Raw genomic sequence first — 19711 nt, 5'->3', positions numbered from 1 at the left:
TCGGCTGTCGAACGCCCGTACTTTAGGACGGCGTTGTCCTGGAATGTCGACGGACGTGTAACAGGGGTTACGGCCCCGGCCGCGGGCGGGATACCCCGGAGCATGACCCAGAACACCCCGCTCTCCTCCCGCACCCTCCGCATCACCTCAGATGTGCGCCAACGCGTGCTGTCCACCGCCCAGTTGAGGGCCCACGGCATCTCCGCCGCACAGGCCGCCGAGCAGTGCCGGGCCGGTGGCCCGTGGCAGCAGCCGCTGCCCGGCGTGTACGTGCTGCACCCGGCGCCGCCCAGCAGCCAGGAGCGGCTGCGGGCCGCCCTGCTGTACGCGGGACGGCCGCCGGCCTCCGCGCGGCGGCGGGTGACCGCGCAGGTGCCGGGCCCACGGTCGGGAGCCGTGGACACCGGGTACGGGGAGGCGATGGTCACCGGACTCGCCGCGCTCTCGCTGCACGGGTTCGCCGCCGCGCCGCCCGTCGTCGCCATGGACCGGATCGACGTGCTGGTGCCCCGGATCCGCCGGCTGCGGTCGGTCAGGTACGTCCGTCTGGTGCGGACGCCCGAGCTGCCGGCGCCGGTGCAGCTGGACGGACTGCCGGTGGCCCCGGTGGCGCGCGCGCTGGCGGATGCCGTCGCGGGGCTCGGTGACGCCTTCGCCGTACGCCGGCTGCTCACCGAGGCGGTCCGCGGCGGCCACTGCGAACCCGCCGTCGTCGTGGGCGAGTTGAACCGGGCCAAGATCCTCGGCCGCCCCCAGGTGGTGAACGCCGTGGACTCGCTGCTCGCGGAGGGCCGGGCACTGGCCGAGGACCGGCTGTACGACATGGTCCGGGCGCACGGCCTCCCGCAACCGCTGTGGAACGTGGACCTGCGCCTGCCGGGCGGCCCGCATCTGGGCGGGGTCGACGCCTACTGGCCGGCCGAGGCGGTCGCCGTGGAACTGGACACCAGGGCCCCGCGCCACAGCCGGCTCGACGACGACCGCCGCCAGGACGAGCACGAGGCGGAGTGGTCCGCGTACGCGGCCCGGCGCGAGCACCTGGAACGGCTCGGGGTCACCGTCGTCCACCTCTCGCCGAAGAAGCTGCGCGTCGCGCCGGAGCAGCAGGCGACCGTGGTGCGTACCGCGCTGATGGCGGCGGCCGACCGCGAGCCGGCCGCGTACGTGATGATCCTGCCCCGGTGAGGCCACCCACCGGCACCTTTCCACCCTTTCGTCCCTCGTGACGCTTCGGACCCAGTGGCGGAATTCCGCCATGTACACAACTCACCCACCACAACTCTCCACAAACCCCTGTCATTTACGAAAGGGTGAGCGGTCATCCGGTACCGATTTCCGGACTCTCTCTTTCACATACAGGGATGCTGATGACCTCCGAATCCCCCAGCTACATACCCGGGGCGAGACGCGCGGCCCGAATCGCGGCCGCCGCCGGTCTGGTGGCCGCACTGGCCGCCACCGGCGCCGCCCCCGTCCTCGCCGCCGACGACCCGGGTACCGCCCCGGTCAAGGCCGCTGCCGGGAGCGGCAGTGCGGACAAGCTCGGCACTGCCGACGCCGACGTCCTGGCCAAGGCACGTGCCAAGGGCGAGAAGAACATCACGATGATGGTCGCCACCGCGCCCGGTGCGACCGAGCAGGTAACCGAGCAACTGGACGCCGTCAAGGGCTCCGTGCTGGGGCGTGCGTACGACAAGCTCGGGTACGTACGGGCGACCGTGCCGACCTCGTCCGCCGCCGCCACCATCAAGGCGGCGTCGAAGCTGGCCTCCGTCCACGGCATCGATCTCAAGCAGGAGATCAAGCTGGACGACCCGACCCCCACGGCCGACCGGGCGACCGGCAGCAAGGCCAAGGCCAAGTCGACGGGCAGCTACTCCGCGCCGGGCAGGAAGACGCCGGCGAAGAACCCGTACAACCCGTCCTTCGAGACGGGTGCGGTCGACTTCGTCAAGCAGCACCCGAAGGCCGACGGCCGCGGCGTGACCATCGGCATCCTGGACGCGGGTGTCGACGTCGGTCACCCGGCGCTGCAGAAGACCAGCACCGGCGAGCGCAAGATCACCGACTGGGTGACGGCCACCGACCCGGTCAGCGACGGCGACGGCACCTGGCTGCGGATGACCGACGCCGTGGCCGGCCCGACGTTCACCTACGAGGGCCGCACCTACTCGGCCCCCGCGGGTGACTACCGGATCAGCCTGTTCGCCGAGGCCGCCACCAAGGGCGGCGACATGGCGGGCGACCTGAACCGCGACGGCGACACCACCGACGTGTGGGCCGTGCTGTACGACCCGGTCACCGGCACCACCCGCGTCGACCTGAACAGCGACGCGGACTTCTCGGACGACACCGCCCTGAAGCCGTACAAGGAGAAGCACCAGGTCTCCTACTTCGGCAAGGACGACCCGCGCACCGATGTCGCCGAGCGCATCCCGTTCGTCGTGGAGACCCGCAAGGACGTCGTCTACGACGCGGCCGGGGACACCTCCGACTACGTCAGCATCGGTGTCATCGAGTCCGAGCACGGCACGCACGTCGCGGGCATCACCGCGGCGAACGGCCTGTTCGGCGGCAAGATGAACGGTGCGGCGCCCGGCGCGAAGATCGTCTCCTCGCGTGCCTGCACCTGGTCCGGCGGCTGCACCAACATCGCGCTGACCGAGGGCATGATCGACCTCGTCGTGAACCGCGGTGTCGATGTCGTCAACATGTCGATCGGCGGCCTGCCGCCGCTCAACGACGGCAACAACGCCCGCTCGGAGCTGTACAAGCGGCTCATCGACATCTACGGCGTCCAGCTGGTCATCTCGGCCGGCAACGACGGCCCGGGCGTCAACACCATCGGTGACCCCGGCCTCGCCGACCACGTCATCTCGGTCGGTGCGTCCATCTCCAAGGAGACCTGGGCCGCCAACTACGGCTCCGGCGTCACCAAGAAGTACGACATGCTGCCGTTCTCCTCGCGCGGTCCGCGTGAGGACGGCGGCTTCACGCCGACCCTGACGGCGCCCGGCGCGTCGATCAACTCGACGCAGACCTGGCTGCCCGGCTCGCCGGTCAAGGAGGCGGGCTACTCGCTCCCGGCCGGTTACTCCATGCTCCAGGGCACGTCGATGGCCTCGCCGCAGGCCGCCGGTGCGACCGCGCTGCTGCTGTCCGCCGCGAAGCAGAAGCACATCGAGCTGCCCCCGGCCGATCTGCGCACCGCGCTGACCAGCACCGCCACCCAGATCAAGGGAGTGCCCGCGCACGCCCAGGGTGCCGGTCTGATCAACATCGTCGGCGCCTGGAAGCAGATCGAGAAGAAGGGCGCCCCGGCGCACGAGTACACGGTCAAGGCCCCGGTCGACACCGCGATCGACTTCGCGCTGAAGACGCCGGGCTTCGGCACCGGCCTCTACGACCGCGAGGGCGGCCTCAAGGCCGGCCAGAAGAAGTCCTACGACGTCACGGTCACCCGCACCACGGGCCCGGACAAGGCCGTCAGCCACAAGCTGTCGTGGAAGTACGACGACGGCACCTTCAAGCTGACCGGGCCGAGCACCGTCTCGCTGCCGCTCGGCAAGCCGGTGACGGTCAAGGTCCAGGCGAAGCCGGGCAGCGCGGGCGTGCACAGCGCGATCCTGCAGCTCGACGACGCGAAGACCTCCGGTGTGGACCAGCAGATCCTCACCACGGTCGTCGTCGCCAAGGACCTGGTGCAGCCGGGTTACGCGTTCAAGGCGTCCGGTTCGGTGCAGCGCAACGGCACCACGTCGTACTTCGTGAACGTGCCGGAGGGCGCCAAGACCCTTGAGGTCGCGATGAGCGCGCTCCGCTCGGGCAGCCAGACCCGCTTCATCTCCATCCACCCGTACGGGGTCGCGGTGGAGGACAGCGGGACGCCGTTCTGCTACCCGAACTACGAGAACCCGGCCAACACCTGCCGCCCCGACGTGCGCTCGTACGCCGACCCGCAGGCCGGTGTCTGGGAGATCGAGGTCGAGGCCCGGCGTACGTCGCCGCTGCTGGACAACCCGTATCGGCTGGACGTCTCGCTGCTCGGCGCCACCTTCGACCCGGCGGTGCAGACCATCGCCGAGGCGAAGATCGGCACCCCGGCCGCGGTGAACTGGACGGTCACCAACAACGCGGGCGACCTGGAGGGCAAGCTCAAGGGCGGCTCGCTGGGTTCGGCCAAGGTCGGCCGTCCGTCGATCGGCACCGGCGACCAGCAGACCTCCACGGTCACCATCGGTGCGGGCGTCGAGAAGCTGGACATCGCCATCGGGGGCACCTCGGACGCCAACGCCGACCTCGACCTGTACGTCTACAAGGGCACGGCCCAGGTGGGCTCCTCCACCACGGCCGGCTCCGAGGAGGCGGTCAGCCTGCTGAAGCCCGCCGCCGGTACGTACACGGTCGTCGTCGAGGGTTACGACGTCCCGGCCGGTACCACCGAGTACGACTACCGCGACGTGTACTACGCGCCGTCGCTCGGCACGATCAACGTCGACGCGTCGAAGGCCGTGAACCTGGCCGCCGGGGCATCGGCCCAGGTCGGTGCCGAGGTCGCGGTCGCCGGTGCGGCCCCCGCGGGCCGGCAGTTCTTCGGCGAGGTCCAGCTGGTGAACGCGCGGGGTACCGCGGCGGGCACCGGCAGCGTCGTGATCGAGAAGGTCACGCCGTAACGGCACCGCGGTGAGCGTGCGAGCGATGAGCATGTGATCCGCACGACAGCGGGGCGGGGACTCCTGGAGTCCCCGCCCCGTTGTGCTGTGCGCACCGCGCGCGTGACCTGTCCGTTCCCCGGACAATGGATTGGACAAGGGAGCCGTGGACATACGCATCATGGACCGGCAACCGTGCCCGTTCGTACGTCTGAGGGAGTTCCCGTGAAGGTCGGAATCGTCGGCGCCACCGGTCAGGTCGGCACAGTCATGCGCAGGATCCTGGCCGAGCGGAAGTTCCCGGCCGACGAGCTGCGGCTGTTCGCCTCCGCGCGCTCCGCGGGCTCCACGATCGAGTGGGAGGGCCGGGACATCACCGTCGAGGACGCCTCCACGGCCGACTACACCGGCCTGGACATCGTGCTCTTCTCCGCCGGTGGCGCGACGTCGAAGGCGCTGGCCGAGAAGGTCGCCGCGCAGGGCGCCGTCGTGATCGACAACTCCTCCGCCTGGCGCAAGGACCCGAGGTCCCGCTGGTCGTCTCCGAGGTCAACGCGCACGCGATCGCCAACCGCCCCAAGGGCATCATCGCCAACCCGAACTGCACCACGATGGCCGCCATGCCCGTGCTGCGCCCGCTGCACGACGAGGCCGGTCTGCAGACCCTGACCGTCGCCACGTACCAGGCGGTGTCCGGCTCCGGCGTGGCCGGCGTCGCCGAGCTGCACGGCCAGGCGACCAAGGTCGTCGCCGATGCCGACAAGCTCACCCACGACGGCGGGGCGGTGCACTTCCCCGAGCCCACCGTCTACAAGCGCCCGATCGCCTTCAACGTGCTGCCGCTGGCCGGAGCCATCGTCGACGACGGCTCCTTCGAGACGGACGAGGAGCAGAAGCTCCGCAACGAGTCCCGCAAGATCCTGGAGATCCCGGAGCTGAAGGTGTCCGGCACCTGTGTCCGCGTCCCGGTCTTCTCCGGCCACTCGCTGCAGGTCAACGCCCGGTTCGACCGTCCGATCAGCGTCGAGCGCGCCTACCAGCTGCTGAAGGACGCGCCGGGTGTCGAGATCTCGGAGATCCCCACCCCGCTCCAGGCCGCCGGGCAGGACGCGTCCTTCGTCGGGCGGATCCGCGTCGACGAGACCGTGGAGCACGGGCTGGCGCTCTTCGTCTCCAACGACAACCTGCGCAAGGGCGCCGCGCTGAACGCGGTGCAGATCGCGGAGCTGGTGGCCGTCGAGCTCAAGGGCTGACGCGATGGGGGTTCGGGGGCTCCGCCCCGGGCCCCCGTTCTTCAATCGCCGGAGGGGCTTGCGGCCGGGCGGCGTACCTCGAAGTGCAGGCAGCCGTACTCGACCGCTCTGACGTGCACCAACGCCACCTCCGGGTCGGCGAAGGCGGCCGCGAAGGCCTCGTCGAAGCCGCGCTCCTCGTCTGCCGGGATCTCCAGCAGCCGGCCGCCGACGATGTGGCCGTCCGCGTCGTAGCGCCGGACGGTGCGCAGCGCCCCCGCCCGCGAGAACGGGTAGCCGGACCGGTCGGCCGCGGGCCCCTCACACTCGTCGGCGTGGATGAAGACCGGGCCCTGCTCGTCGTACGCCCCCGGCTTCGCCCAGGTCTCGGCCGCCCACCGGCGCAGCGGCGCGTAGGAGACGAGGGCGATCCGCTCCCCCACCTCGTTGCCCCGCAGACAGCAGCGCAGCGGACTGCCCGCGTCAGTGGCGTTGTAGGGGACGCAGGGGCGCCCCGCGTCGTCGGTCTCCCGGAGTTCCTTCAGCGCGGCCGGGCCGATCGCGCGTACCTCGTAGCTGCTCATGGAACGAGAGTGGCTCACGCCGTCGGCGCGGTCCGGCGGAAAACGGACATCGCCTTGTGAGCAGGTCACATGGAAGGATGGCCGGAAACATCACATATCAAGGAGATGACCGCGTGCCTGGCACGAATCTGACCCGCGAAGAGGCACAGGAGCGGGCGCGCCTGCTGACCGTGGACGCGTACGAGATCGATCTCGACCTCTCCGGAGCGCAGGAGGGCGGGACCTACCGGTCCGTCACCACCGTGCGCTTCGACTCCGCCGAAGCCGGTGCGGAGACCTTCATCGACCTGGTCGCCCCGGCCGTCCACGAGGTCGAGCTGAACGGCAAGGCCCTTGACGTCGCGGCCGTGTTCCGCGATTCGCGGATCACCCTGCCGCACCTGGCCTCGGGCTCCAACGAGCTGAAGGTCGTCGCCGACTGCTCGTACACCAACACGGGTGAGGGACTGCACCGCTTCGTCGACCCGGTCGACCAGCAGGCCTACCTCTACACGCAGTTCGAGGTGCCTGACGCGCGCCGGGTCTTCGCGAGCTTCGAGCAGCCCGATCTGAAGGCCACCTTCACGTTCACCGTGAAGGCCCCGTCCGGCTGGACCGTGATCTCCAACTCGCCGACGCCGGAGCCCAAGGACGACGTCTGGTCCTTCGAGCCGACGCCGCGCATCTCCACGTACATCACCGCTCTGATCGTCGGCCCGTACCACTCGGTGCACAGCAGCTACGAGAAGGACGGCCAGTCCGTCCCGCTGGGCATCTACTGCCGGCCGTCGCTCGCCGAGTACCTGGACGCGGACGCGATCTTCGACGTGACCCGGCTGGGTTTCGAGTGGTTCCAGGAGAAGTTCGACTACGCGTACCCGTTCGCCAAGTACGACCAGCTGTTCGTCCCGGAGTTCAACGCGGGCGCGATGGAGAACGCGGGCGCGGTCACCATCCGCGACCAGTACGTGTTCCGCTCCAAGGTGACGGACGCGGCGTACGAGGCGCGCGCCGAGACGATCCTGCACGAGCTGGCCCACATGTGGTTCGGCGACCTCGTCACCATGGAGTGGTGGAACGACCTCTGGCTGAACGAGTCGTTCGCCACCTACACCTCGATCGCCTGCCTGGCGTACGCCGAGGGCTCGCAGTGGCCGCACTCCTGGACCACGTTCGCCAACTCCATGAAGACCTGGGCGTACCGGCAGGACCAGCTGCCCTCGACGCACCCGATCATGGCCGACATCGGTGACCTGGACGACGTCCTGGTCAACTTCGACGGCATCACGTACGCCAAGGGCGCCTCGGTCCTGAAGCAGCTGGTCGCGTACGTCGGCAAGGACGAGTTCTTCAGTGGCGTCCAGGCGTACTTCAAGGCGCACGCCTTCGGCAACACCCGGCTCTCCGACCTGCTGGGCGCGCTGGAGGAGACCTCCGGCCGTGATCTGAAGACCTGGTCGAAGGCGTGGCTGGAGACGGCCGGCATCAACATCCTGCGCCCGGAGATCGAGACGGACGGCAACGGCCACGTCACCTCGTTCACCGTCCGGCAGGAGGCGCCCGCGCTGCCCGCGGGGGCGAAGGGCGAGCCGACGCTGCGGCCGCACCGGATCGCCATCGGCTGCTACGACCTCGACGCGGCCGGGAAGCTGGTCCGTACGGACCGGATCGAGCTGGACGTGGACGGCGAGCGCACCACCGTGCCGTTCCCGGCCGGCACCCCGCGCCCCGCCGTCGTGCTGCTCAACGACGACGACCTCTCGTACGCGAAGGTCCGTCTCGACGAGGAGTCGCTGCGGGTCGTCACCGAGCACCTGGGCGACTTCACGGAGTCCCTCCCGCGTGCCCTGTGCTGGGCCTCCGCCTGGGACATGACCCGGGACGGCGAACTGGCCACCCGCGACTACCTCTCGCTGGTCCTGTCCGGGGTCGGCAAGGAGTCGGACATCGGCGTCGTCCAGTCGCTGCACCGCCAGGTGAAGATGGCGCTGGACCTGTACGCGGCGCCGGAGTGGCGCGAGGCGGGTCTGACCCGGTGGACCGAGGCGACGCTCGCGCACCTGCGCGCGGCGGAGCCGGGCAGCGACCACCAGCTGGCCTGGGCCCGTGCCTTCGCGGCCACGGCCCGCAACCCCCAGCAGCTCGATCTGCTGCAGTCGCTGCTCGACGGCAGCGAGGCGGTCGAGGGCCTGGCCGTCGACACCGAGCTGCGCTGGGCCTTCGTCCAGCGGCTGGCCGCGACGGGGCTGCTGGACGACGACGAGATCGGCGCCGAGTACGAGCGGGACCGGACGGCAGCGGGTGAGCGGCATGCGGCGTCCGCCCGTGCGGCACGCCCCTCGCAGGAGGCGAAGGCGGAGGCGTGGGCCTCGGTCGTCGAGTCCGACCAGCTGCCGAACTCCTTGCAGGAGGCGGTCATCGGCGGTTTCGTCCAGACCGACCAGCACGAGCTGCTGGCCCCGTACACGGAGAAGTTCTTCACCGCGGTGAAGGACGTCTGGAACTCGCGGAGCCATGAGATGGCCCAGCAGGTCGCCATCGGCCTCTACCCGGCGCTCCAGGTCTCGCAGGAGACCCTGGACGCCACGGACGCCTGGCTGGCCTCGGCCGAGCCGAGCGCGGCCCTGCGCCGGCTGATGTCGGAGTCCCGTTCGGGTGTGGAGCGGGCGCTGAAGGCCCGGGCGGCGGACGCCGCGGCGGCCACCGCGTAGTACCCGCACCATTGGAAACCGCCCGGCGGGCAGGCGCAGTAGCGCAGCCGTCCGCCGGGCGGGAGCAGGTGGGGCAGGGAGGGGCAGGGTTACGCGGTCACGCGCCCGACTCCTCGTGGCGGCGGGTCAGTTCGGCCGCACCGGACTCCGTCAGCGAGCCGTGCAGGCGCATCCGGGCCACACCGCCGTCGGGGAAGGCGTCCAGGCGGACGTGGGTGACCACGGCCTGGGCCCGGAGCGGGAAGCGGTGCAGGGTGTCCGGCTGGAGCCTGGTGCGGGGGATGATCTCGAACCATTCGCCGGTCTCGCCGTTGCGGCCCTGGAGGGCGATCCAGCCGGCCGAGTTCCCCTTGAGGTAGGCCGTGTCGATCTCGACCGCGCGGACCGCGCCCTGGGCGGGCAGCCGGAAGCGGACCCAGTCGTTGGTGTCGCGGACCCGGCGGCGGCGGTTCTCCCAGCCGTCGTCCATCTTGCGGGAGGTGCCGGGCAGGATGATCTGGGTCGGCGAGGAGTAGAAGCGGTCGGACGCGTCCTCGTAGCTGCCGCCGTTCACGGCCGCGATCAGGTCGAACGTGCCGAGCGCCGCCAGCCAGGACGGGTCGGGGAGCACCTCGCCGTGCACGCGGAGGCGGGCGATGCCGCCGTCGGGGTGCTGGCACAGGCGCAGGTGGGTGTAGCGGCGGCCGCCGGTGATCTCGAAGCCGTTCGCGGCGTGGCCGCGTACCGGGGTCGGCGGGACGATCTCGTCCCACTTCACGTCGTCGGCGAGCAGTTCGTCGGGGCCGGGCGAGCCCTCGACCGAGGTCGCCTGGATGGAGACGCGCTGCGGGTAGTTGCCGCGGAAGTGCGCGGTGTCCACGACGATGCCGTGGATGATGCCGGGGGCGCCGAGGCGGATCAGGGCCCAGTCGTGCTCCTCCGGGGCCGGGAAGGGGTGGGCGGCATCCGCGCCGCGCCTGCGGCGGGTCTCCCAGCCGTCCATGATCTTGCCCTTGTGGCCGAAGTGCTCGGGGTCGAAGACCGCACGCTCCCGGAGCAGCAGATTCTCGCGCTGGGCGAAGAACTCGTCGTTGGCGGCGATCACGCCCGCGCCGAGCCGCCGGTCGGCGAGGTCGACCAGCTCGGTGAAGGGGAGGTCGGTGGTGCGGTAGTCGGCGTACGGGTCCCCGCCGCCGTAGGGCGCCGCGTCGTTGGCGTGGGGGTCGTTGTCCTGGGCGGGGGACTCGTTCGCGTCGAAGGTCATGCGTGCCACTGTCGTACGGACATACCCATCAGGTCCATCGAAAGTTTTCGCACATTCCATTCAGCTCAGCTGAATGAACCGTCGCGCGCGGCGCTGACCTCCTTGAGCGCGGCCAGCACCCGGGCCACCGCGGGACCGCCTTCGGCGCCCTGCCGCACCGCCGCCACCACGTGACGCCGGGGCAGATCGGCCCCCAGCACCCGCATCACCACGCCCTTGCGGCGTTCCGCCGACGCCATCCGGGGAATCAGCGCGACGCCCATACCGGCCTCGACCATGGCGAGGATCGCGGTCCATCCGGAGGCGCTGTGCGCCTGCTCGGGGACGAACCCGGCGGCCTCGCAGGCGGCGGTGGTGATCTCCGACCACGGCCCCGAGCCACCGAAGATCCAGGGCTCGGCAGAGAGGTCGGCCAGCCGGAGCCCGGGGGCGTCCGCGAGCCGGTGGCCGACGGGAAGTGCGACGTCGAGGGGGTCGGCGAGCAGCGGCAGCAGGGCGAACCGGGTGTCGCGGGCCGTCGGCGCGTGCGCGGCGAGCGAGAGCGCGAGGTCGACGTCACCGGCCGACAGGAGTTCGTACGCCTCCGCCGCCTCCGCCTCCCGCACCCGCACGCCGGGCCCCGGCCTGTCGTCGGCGCGCAGCAACTGGACCGCGGGCACGACGAGAGCGGGCACCGCGGTGGAGAACGCCCCGACCCGCACCTCGCCGGCCTCTCCCCGCAGGTAGCCGGTCAACTCGGCCTCGGCGCGCTCCAGCTGGGCGAACACCGCTTCGGCGTGCCGGAGCACGAGGTGCGCGGCGTCGGTGAGCCGGACCCGCCTGCCCTGCGCCTCCAGCAGCGGCACACCGAGCTGTCTGCCCAGGTTGGACAGCTGCTGGGACACCGCCGAGGGGGTCATCAGCAGTGCCTCGGCCGTCGCCGTGACGGTCCCGCGCTCGCTCAGCGCCCGCAGGATCCGGAGCTTCTTGATGTCCCACTCGGTCATGTCCGCACATTATCCGGCGTCGCAGGTCCGGCCGGCGGGCCGGGCCCGGCCCGCCCCCAGCGCCACCCCGCCGAGGATCAGCGCCAGGCAGAGGATCTGCACCGGCCCGGTCGACTCGTCCAGCAGGACGAAGGAGAGCCCGGCCACGCAGACGGGCTGCAGGTAGTACACGATCCCGGTCCGCGCCGCGCCGATCAGGGCGACGGCCCGGTTCCAGGCGAAGAACGCGACAGCGGAGGAGAAGACGCCGACGTACAGCAGCGGCCCAACGGTGCCGACCGTCGGTTCGAACCTGCCCTGGACGACGACGCTGACCGCGAAGGCGGGTGCCAGCATCAGGGCGCCCAGCACGAAGGTGGCGAAGAGGAAGGCCAGTTGGCCGATCGCCGCGGGCCGGTGGCGCAGCAGCGCGCTGTACGAGGCGAAGCTGAGCATCGCGGCGAACATCCACAGGTCGCCGGGCGCGAAGTCCAGGGCCAGGGATCCGTTGCCGACCAGCAGCAGAACTCCGGTGCAGGCGACGGCCATTCCGGCGATGCGGCGGCGTCCGAGCCGCCGGCCGCCGAGGCGCTCGTACACCGCCATCACCACCGGCGAGGCGGCCATGATCATGCCCATCTGACCCGCCGACGTGGACACGCCCGCCTGGTTGACCAGGGTGTTGTAGACGGTGACGCCGATCAGTGCGGCGAGGGTGAGGAACCCCAGGTGTGCGCGGAGCAGCGCGCGTTGGCGCCAGGTCTCCCGTACCGCGAAGGGTGCGACCGCGGCGATGGCGACGATCCAGCGCCAGAAGGCGGCCTGGACGGGCGGGACGGAGTCGTGCAGGGCCCGGGAGGCGACGAAGCTTCCGGACCAGACGACCGTCGCGACGAGGGCGAGCAGAAGACCCGTCCCCGAGGGCCGCCGCGCCCCCTCCGCCCCGCTCCTGTCACTGCTGCGGATGCGGTCCAGCACTGCCATGCGACACCTCTTGCCCCTCTCCCCCGTGCGGGGGCGCGTCGGTTGAGGGACCTACCGTCACACCGAGAGAGCTTTCAGGTCTATCGAATACTTCAGAGGAATTTTTGAAGCAGAACTTAACGATCGACTGGGCAGCGAACCCCCGGGGCAACGCAAAGAGGGCGCCTCGGCGTGCGGATGCACTTCGGGGCGCCCTGGGGCGGGTCCGCGGGAGCCGCGCGGCAGCAGGTGCCGCGCAGCCCGGGGGTCAGACCTGCTTCTTGGACTTGTCGAGGACCATGACCAGGCCGGCGATGATCCCGAACAGAGCGAGGGGGATCACGACGTAGAGGCCGATCGTCTCGATCACGCTCAGGCCGGGACCCGGGTCGTCGCCGTCGTCGGGGGTGAGCGCAAGCGCGGGGGACGACATGAGCAGCATCATCAGCGTCGTTCCGGCAGCGACGGCACCGGCGCGCATAGCGTTCTTCTTGTCCACGGTGCAACCGTAGCGAACAGCCACTAGGGCCGCGCGCCCGGGGGTGCCGTACGGGTCCTCGAAGGTTCCTCGCGGGGTCGCAGAACCTCCATCAGCCGGTGCAGCCGGGGCGAGGCGGCGAGCTCCTCCAGGGTGACCGGGTGGCCCTCGGCATCGGCGATGGGCAGCCGCCAGTTGGGGTACTGGTCCCAGGTGCCCGGCAGGTTCTGCGGACGGCGGTCGCCGATCGTGTCCGGCAGCCAGACCCCGGCCATCCGCGCGGGGGTGCGCAGCAGGAAGCGGTGGACGGCCCGGACGGCCGCCTCCTCGTCGCCGCCGCCCTCGGGCAGCATGCCGAGCCGGGCCAGCAGCCGGAGCCACTCCGCGGTGTCGGCGCCGTCCGCGGTCCGCTCCTGGTCCAGCGGGCGGGTGAGCAGGCCGAGGCGGTGGCGGAGCGTCACATGGTCGCCGGTCAGCCTGGCCGCGGTGGACGGCAGATCGTGGGTGGTGGCGGTGGCCAGGCAGCCCTCGCGCCACTCCTCGGGGGCCAGCGGGCGACCGGTGCCCGACCAGTCCCGTTCGAACCAGAGCACGGAGGTGCCGAGGACGCCGCGTCGGGCGAGCGCCTCCCGGACGCCCGGTTCGACGGTTCCGAGGTCCTCCCCCATGACGACGGCACCGGCCCGGTGGGCCTCCAGCACGAGCACGGCGAGCATCGCCTCCGCGTCGTGGGTGACGTAGGTGCCCTCGGTGGGCGGGCACCCCTCGGGCACCCACCAGAGCCGGAACAGCCCCATGACGTGGTCGATGCGCAGGGCGCCGGCCCGGCGCAGGATGCCGCGCAGCAGACCGCGGTACGGGGCGTAACCGGCCGCGGCGAGGGCGTCGGGGCGCCACGGCGGCAGCCCCCAGTCCTGGCCCCGCGCGTTGAAGGCGTCCGGGGGTGCGCCCACGGACATGCCGTGCGCGAAGGCGCCCTGCTGGGCCCAGGTGTCCGCGCCGCCGGGGTGCACGCCGACGGCGAGGTCGTGGACGATCCCGACGGCCATCCCGGCGTCCCGGGCGGCCCGCTGGGCGTCGGCGAGCTGAGTGTCGGTCAGCCAGGCGAGCCGGCAGTGGAAGTCGACCCGGTCGAGCAGTTCGCCCCGGGCCCGGGCGGTCTCCTTGGAGCGGGGGTCGCGCAGACCGGCCGGCCAGGCGTGCCAGTCGGAGCCGTGCACCTCGGCGAGGGCGCACCACAGGGCGTGGTCCTCCAGGGCCTGGCCCTGTTCGGCGAGGAAGTCGCAGTAGGCGGCGCGGCGGCCGGGCGTGAGGGGGACCTCGACGAGGAGCGCGAGTGCCTGCCGCTTGAGCGCCCAGACGGCGTCGCGGTCGATCAGCGCGCCCTTGTTCAGGACGGCGTCGCTGAGCTCTCCGGCCCGGCGGCGCAGCTCGTCGAGGGCGGCCTGGTCGGGCACGTGCCCGTACTCCGGGACGGATTCGATGTGCAGGTGCACGGGGTCGGGGAACCGCCGCGAGGAAGGGCGGTAGGGCGACGGGTCGGTGGGGTTGCCCAGGACCGCGGCGTGCAGCGGGTTGACCTGGACGAAGCCGGCGCCGAGGCTTCGCCCGGACCAGGAGGCGAGGTCGGCGAGGTCGCCGAGGTCGCCCATGCCCCAGGAGCGGGCGGAGAGCAGCGAGTAGAGCTGCACGAGGAAGCCGTGGCTGCGGGCGGGCGGCTGCGGCACCGCGGCCGGGGCGACGACGAGCGTGCACGACTCGGCCGGCCGGCCCGGCGACCGGACGGTCAGCCGGTGCACCCCGAACGGCGGCTCGTCCCACCAGGCGGGCACGGACGCCACCGCGTGGGCAGCGGCACCGGTCGCGGGGGCGGCGGTTGTCGTGGGGGTGGCGGTTGTCGTCGGGGCGCCGGTTACGGAGGCGCCCGTCGCCGGTGCTGCGGGCGCGGACGGCACCGCGTGTCCGTCGACACCGGTCGTCGGGGCGGCGGGCGCGGAGGCGCCCGTCATCAGGGCGCCGGTCACGGACGGCACCGCGTGACCATCGACACCCGCCGTCGGGGCGCCGCTCGCGGAAACACCCACCGTCGGGGCCGCGGGCACGGAGGCACCCGCCTTCGGGGCGCCGCTCACGGAGGCACCCACCGTCGGGGCGCCAGCCACAGACGCACTCACCGTCGGGGCGCCAGTCACAGACGCACTCACCGTCGTCGGGGCGCCGGTCACCGAAACGGCCGGAACCATACCCCTGGTGGGGACCCGCATCCGGGCGGGCGGGAACGCGTCGGCCTCCTCGGGCCGGACGGTCAGCTCCGTGCCGGGCGGCAGCGCGGTCAGCGCAGCGGGCAGCGGCTCCGCGTGCCACACCACGAGCGTGGGCGGGAGCAGCCGGGAGCCGGCCGCGGACTCGGCGGCGGCGAGCGCTTCCCGTACGGCCTGCGGCGTGCCGGCGTCGACACCGAGCGCGGCAAGCACCGCGACGACCGTGCCCTCGGGTACGGGCACCGTGACGTCGGCGGACGGGGAGTAGGAGGTGGCGACGCCGTGCAGTGCGGCGAGCCGGGACAAGCCCATTCAGACTCCTGGGGACTCCATGCCCCAAGCGCTGCCGGATGTAGCCGGCTCGCTGGTCAGCGGGGCGAGGACGGCGAGCGGGGGTTCGCTGGTCAGTGGCGTGGCGTCGGCGAGCGGCGGCTCGCTGGTCAGGGGTATGGCGTCGGCCAGCGGCGCTTCGCTGGTGAGCGGGCCGGGGCCGGGCACGGTGGCGGGGCATGCACTGATCAACGGGGCGGGACCCGGCACCTGTTTGGTCAGGGCGGAGAGCAGGAGCTGCGCTGCGGCGGGCATGGTGGCCTCCTGGCCGTGGAGAACAGGACACAGCAGGCCTACCCAGCGGACGCGTCCGCAGACGTAGGCGTTATGACAACGAGCTCAACGTGCTCCGGGTCACAATCCGTTCCCGAAAGGCCAGTTATCCGTAAGACGTCCGCTATTTTCGGCCATTCGACGCCATCTTTCGCGTGGCACGGCGGCGGGCACCCGTCGCTCACCCCATCCGCCACATCGGGGCATTTGCACCACAACGACCACGCACATTGACACCCTCGCGCGCGGGTGGTGGGCTCGGAGCCCACCGGTGGGAGCGAGGGGAGAACAGGCATGCGGCTCAGGCGCAGGAAGCACGCGGCGGCCGTCGCCGTGGCCGTGCTCGGCGGACTGCTTTCGGCAGGTGCCCCGGCCGCCTTCGCCGCCCCTCCGGTCCCCGGAACCCCTGCCGTCACCACGCCCGACCGCGCGGACGACGCCGCGCTGCCCGCCGTGTGGCCGCGACCGCAGAGCATCAGGGCGTCCGGGTCCTCGGTCCCCCTCTCCGGCGAGGTCACCCTCGTCGCCGACGCGCAGGCCGACCCGTACGCCGTCGCAGCGCTGCGCCAGGTCCTGCACGACGCGGGTGTCCGGACCGTCCACGAGACGCTGCCCGGCGTCGGCCCCGTCATCAGGCTCGGCGGCGACGGGGCCGTGGACGCGCTGCGCACCCTGCGCGCGCCCGACCGCGGCGATCTGCCCGCCGGCGGCTACCGGCTCGCGGCCGGCCGGATCGCGGGCCGCGACACCGTCGCCGTGGACGGCTTCGGCCACGACGGGCTGTTCCACGGAGTGCAGACCCTGCGCCAGTTGATCCGGGACGGCGGTGTCGCGGGGGTCACCGTGCGCGACTGGCCGGCCACCGCCGTGCGCGGGATGACCGAGGGCTTCTACGGACAGCCCTGGACCCAGGAGGAACGGCTCGCCCAGCTCGGTTTCATGGGGCGCACGAAGCAGAACAGGTACCTGTACGCGGCGGGTGACGACCCGTACCGGCAGGCCCGCTGGCGCGAGCCCTACCCCGCCGGGCGCCGTGCCGACTTCCGCGCGCTGGCCGAACGGGCCCGCGCCGAGCACGTGGAGCTCGGCTGGGCCGTCGCACCCGGCCAGTCCATGTGCCTGTCGTCGGACCGCGACGTGAAGGCGCTGACGAAGAAGATCGACGCGATGTGGGCGCTGGGGGTGCGCGCCTTCCAGGTGCAGTTCCAGGACGTCAGTTACAGCGAGTGGCACTGCGCCGCCGACGCCGACACCTTCGGCAGCGGCCCGAAGGCGGCGGCCAGGGCACAGGCCCGCGTCGTGAGCCAGGTGGCGCAGCACCTCGCCGAACGCCACCCGGGGTCGCGTCCGCTGTCGATGATGCCGACGGAGTTCTACCAGGACGGGGCGACCGACTACCGCACGGCGCTCGCGGCGGAACTCGACGAGCGGGTGCAGGTCGCCTGGACCGGCGTCGGAGTCGTGCCCAGGACCATCACCGGCGGTGAACTGGCCGGTGCGCGCGCCACGTTCCGCCATCCACTGGTCACGATGGACAACTACCCGGTCAACGACTACGCGCAGGACCGGATCTTCCTCGGCCCGTACACCGGACGCGATCCGGCGGTCGCCATCGGTTCGGCGGCGCTGCTCGCCAACGCGATGGAACAGCCGTCCGCGTCCCGGATCCCGCTGTTCACCGCCGCCGACTTCGCCTGGAACCCCAAGGCGTACCAGCCGCAGGAGTCCTGGCAGGCGGCCATCGACGACCTGGCGGGTGACGACACCGGCAGCCGGGACGCGCTGCGGGCCCTGGCAGGGAACAGCGCGACCTCCGTGCTCGGCGGTGACGAGTCGGCGTATCTGCGGCCGCTGCTCGCCGCGTTCTGGAAGTCCCGCTCGGCGGACGACGCCTCGGTGCGCGACAAGGCGGCGCAGCGGCTGCGGGCCGCGTTCACCGTGATGCGCGAGGCCCCGCAGCGGCTGTCCGGCGTGGCCGACGGGCGGCTCGACGACGAAGTGCGGCCGTGGACGGAGCAGTTGTCCCGGTACGGCAGGGCGGGTGAGCTGGCCGTCGATCTGCTGCAGGCCCAGGCACGCGGCGACGGCGCGGCCGCCTGGCAGGCGTCGCTGGCCCTGGAGCCGGTACGCAAGGCCGTGAAGGCGGGCGGGGCGACGGTCGGCAAGGGCGTGCTCGGCCCCTTCCTCGACCGGGCGCGCAAGGAGGCCGACGCCTGGACGGGAACGGACCGCGACCACGGCACGGTGACCGAGGCCCAGGGCAGCTACACGGTGCACCTGAACCGGGCCCGTCCACTGGAGGCCGTCACCGCGACGACCGTGCCGGGCGACGGAGCGACGGGCGCCCAGGCGACGCTCCAGGCCCACGTGCCAGGTGAGGGCTGGCACAGCCTCGGCATGCTGTCGGCGAGCGGCTGGACCCAGGCGCCGGGCCAGGACCTGCGGGCCGACGCGGTCCGGATCAGCTGGCCGACCGCCACTCCCTCGGTCACGGGTGCACCGCCTCTGATCATCCCTCCGCTCTCGGGCGCCGCCCCGTCCGCCGGCACGGCCCCCCGGGTGCGTTCGCTCGTGCCGTGGTTCGGTGACGAGCCCGCCGCCCGGCTCGATCTCGCACGCGGAGCGACCGACGCCGAGATCGGCGGCAAGCCGCAGCGGGTGGAGGCCCGGCTCTCCGCCCGCCGGCCGGCCGAGGTGCGGGGCGCGCTCACCGCGAAGGCCCCCAAGGGCATCAAGGTGCGCGTGCCCAAGCGGACCACGGTCCCGCGCGGGACCGGCACCGAAGTGCCCGTGGAGATCACCGTTCCGGCCGGCACCCCCGCGGGCGAGTACGAGGTGCCGTTCTCGTTCGGCGCCGAGGAGACCACCCTGACCGTCCGGGCCTACCCGCGCACCGCGGGCCCCGACCTGCTGCGCACGGCCACCGCCGCCTCGTCCGGCGACGAGACCCCCGACTTCCCGGCGGCGGCCGCGTCGGACGGCGACCCGAAGACCCGCTGGTCCTCACCGGCCGAGGACGGCGCCTGGTGGCAGGCGGAGCTGCCGGCCCCGGTCCGGCTCGGCCAAGTGGTGCTGGACTGGCAGGACGCGTACGCCTCCCGCTACCGCGTACAGGTCTCCGCGGACGGCCGCACCTGGCGCACGGCGGCCACGGTCCGGGACGGACGGGGCGGGCACGAGTCGGTCCGGATGGACGCGAAGGACACCCGCTTCATCAGGGTGCAGGGCGACGGGCGGGCGACCGAGTACGGCTACTCGCTCTGGTCGGTCCAGGCGTACGCCGTGGCGGAGTAGCCGCACCGCTCCGCACGCCGCTGCGGCAGCAGTAGCACGCTCCGGACGCGCAAGTGAGGCACCACCTCTGCGCGGATCAGCTTCCGCCGAGCGCTCCCGCTGGCCTCCCGAGACACGGAAGCCCGGATCGTCAGGCTGAGATGCCGTCGATCCGGGCCATCGCGTCGTCCGCTCCGAACGGTTGCAAGTAGGGCAGCCAGCGCGGGTCGCGGTGGCCCGTGCCGATGATCCGCCAGGCCAGTCCGGTCGGCGGGGCGGGCTGCTGGTGCAGCCGCCAGCCGAGCTCGGGCAGATGGCGGTCGGCCTTGACGTGGTTGCAGCGGCGGCAGGCCGCCACCACGTTCTCCCAGGCGTGCTGCCCGCCCCGGCTGCGTGGGATGACGTGGTCGACGCTGGTCGCGGCGGCGCCGCAGTACATGCAGCGCCCGCCGTCCCTCGCGAAGAGCGCCCGGCGGGTGAGTGGCACGGGCCCCCGGTAGGGGACGCGCACGAACCGCTTGAGGCGGACGACACTGGGTGCCGGGACGGCGCGGGTGGCGCTGTGCATGAAGGCGCCGGACTCCTCGAGGCAAATGGCCTTGTTCTCGAGGACGAGCACGAGCGCGCGGCGGAGCGGTACGACGCCGAGCGGCTCGTACGACGCATTGAGAACCAGGACATGCGGCACGGTTGATGCCTCCTTGTACGCCGGCGGCGCGTGGCTCGCGCCGGGACGATCCGATCTCAGTCTCCCCTCTGGCCTGGTG

Annotated in this window: 12 protein-coding genes and 1 pseudogene; 5 read left to right on the top strand and 8 right to left on the bottom strand. The window is 72.3% G+C overall.

Annotation, left to right across the window (positions count from 1 at the left end; translation table 11 throughout):
* The first annotated feature begins 102 nt into the window (after positions 1-102).
* The 3 genes and pseudogenes from LNW71_RS21620 to LNW71_RS21610 all read left to right on the top strand — a co-directional run bounded on the left by LNW71_RS21620 (position 103) and on the right by LNW71_RS21610 (position 5905).
* Positions 103-1185, top strand: a complete 1083-nt coding sequence (locus LNW71_RS21620; protein WP_250969741.1) for a hypothetical protein — start codon at positions 103-105, stop codon at positions 1183-1185.
* Between the two features lie 176 nt (positions 1186-1361).
* On the top strand, positions 1362-4673 hold the full coding sequence (locus tag LNW71_RS21615; protein ID WP_250969740.1) for a S8 family serine peptidase: 3312 nt from the start codon (positions 1362-1364) through the stop codon (positions 4671-4673).
* A 204-nt stretch (positions 4674-4877) separates the two neighbouring features.
* Positions 4878-5905 (top strand): annotated as a pseudogene (locus LNW71_RS21610) (aspartate-semialdehyde dehydrogenase).
* Between the two features lie 41 nt (positions 5906-5946).
* On the opposite strand, the gene LNW71_RS21605 reads toward LNW71_RS21610, so the two are convergent.
* A complete protein-coding gene (locus LNW71_RS21605; protein ID WP_250969739.1) occupies positions 5947-6468 on the bottom strand; it encodes a DUF1203 domain-containing protein in 522 nt (173 codons plus the stop codon).
* A 113-nt stretch (positions 6469-6581) separates the two neighbouring features.
* On the opposite strand from LNW71_RS21605, the gene pepN reads away from it, so the two are divergent.
* Positions 6582-9158, top strand: coding sequence for an aminopeptidase N (gene pepN / locus LNW71_RS21600; RefSeq protein WP_250969738.1), 2577 nt, complete (start codon positions 6582-6584; stop codon positions 9156-9158).
* Positions 9159-9255: 97 nt separating this feature from the next.
* Here pepN and alc read toward each other — a convergent pair whose 3' ends face one another.
* The 6 genes from alc to LNW71_RS21570 all read right to left on the bottom strand — a co-directional run bounded on the left by alc (position 9256) and on the right by LNW71_RS21570 (position 15653).
* Positions 9256-10401 (bottom strand): allantoicase, encoded by a 1146-nt coding sequence (gene alc / locus LNW71_RS21595; RefSeq protein WP_250969737.1) that lies wholly within the window; start codon positions 10399-10401, stop codon positions 9256-9258.
* Positions 10402-10466: 65 nt separating this feature from the next.
* Positions 10467-11387: a LysR substrate-binding domain-containing protein gene (locus LNW71_RS21590; protein WP_250969736.1), complete on the bottom strand. Its 921-nt coding sequence runs from the start codon at positions 11385-11387 to the stop codon at positions 10467-10469.
* 9 nt (positions 11388-11396) lie between these two features.
* Positions 11397-12350: a DMT family transporter gene (locus LNW71_RS21585; RefSeq protein ID WP_250969735.1), complete on the bottom strand. Its 954-nt coding sequence runs from the start codon at positions 12348-12350 to the stop codon at positions 11397-11399.
* Positions 12351-12597: 247 nt separating this feature from the next.
* The gene (locus tag LNW71_RS21580) at positions 12598-12828 is read right to left on the bottom strand and encodes a hypothetical protein (RefSeq protein ID WP_250969734.1); all 231 of its coding nucleotides are present in this window, start codon (positions 12826-12828) and stop codon (positions 12598-12600) included.
* Positions 12829-12851: 23 nt separating this feature from the next.
* Complete coding sequence (gene malQ / locus LNW71_RS21575; protein ID WP_250969733.1) at positions 12852-15380, bottom strand: 4-alpha-glucanotransferase; 2529 nt, start codon at positions 15378-15380, stop codon at positions 12852-12854.
* Positions 15381-15653, bottom strand: coding sequence for a hypothetical protein (locus LNW71_RS21570; RefSeq protein WP_250969732.1), 273 nt, complete (start codon positions 15651-15653; stop codon positions 15381-15383). It lies immediately after the preceding gene.
* A gap of 312 nt (positions 15654-15965) precedes the next feature.
* Here LNW71_RS21570 and LNW71_RS21565 point away from each other — a divergent pair, with 312 nt between their 5' ends.
* Positions 15966-18965, top strand: a complete 3000-nt coding sequence (locus LNW71_RS21565) for a beta-N-acetylglucosaminidase domain-containing protein (RefSeq protein WP_250969731.1) — start codon at positions 15966-15968, stop codon at positions 18963-18965.
* Positions 18966-19095: 130 nt separating this feature from the next.
* Here the strand turns inward: LNW71_RS21565 and LNW71_RS21560 are convergent, their stop codons facing one another.
* Positions 19096-19632 carry an HNH endonuclease gene (locus tag LNW71_RS21560; protein WP_250969730.1) on the bottom strand — a complete coding sequence of 179 codons (537 nt, stop codon included), beginning with the start codon at positions 19630-19632 and terminating at the stop codon, positions 19096-19098.
* Between the last annotated feature and the right edge of the window lie 79 nt (positions 19633-19711).

This window comes from Streptomyces sp. RKAG290, assembly GCF_023701695.1.
Lineage (GTDB): Bacteria > Actinomycetota > Actinomycetes > Streptomycetales > Streptomycetaceae > Streptomyces.
The sequence above is the reverse complement of the archived record's forward strand: the minus strand, read 5'-3'. Positions and strand labels throughout refer to the sequence as shown.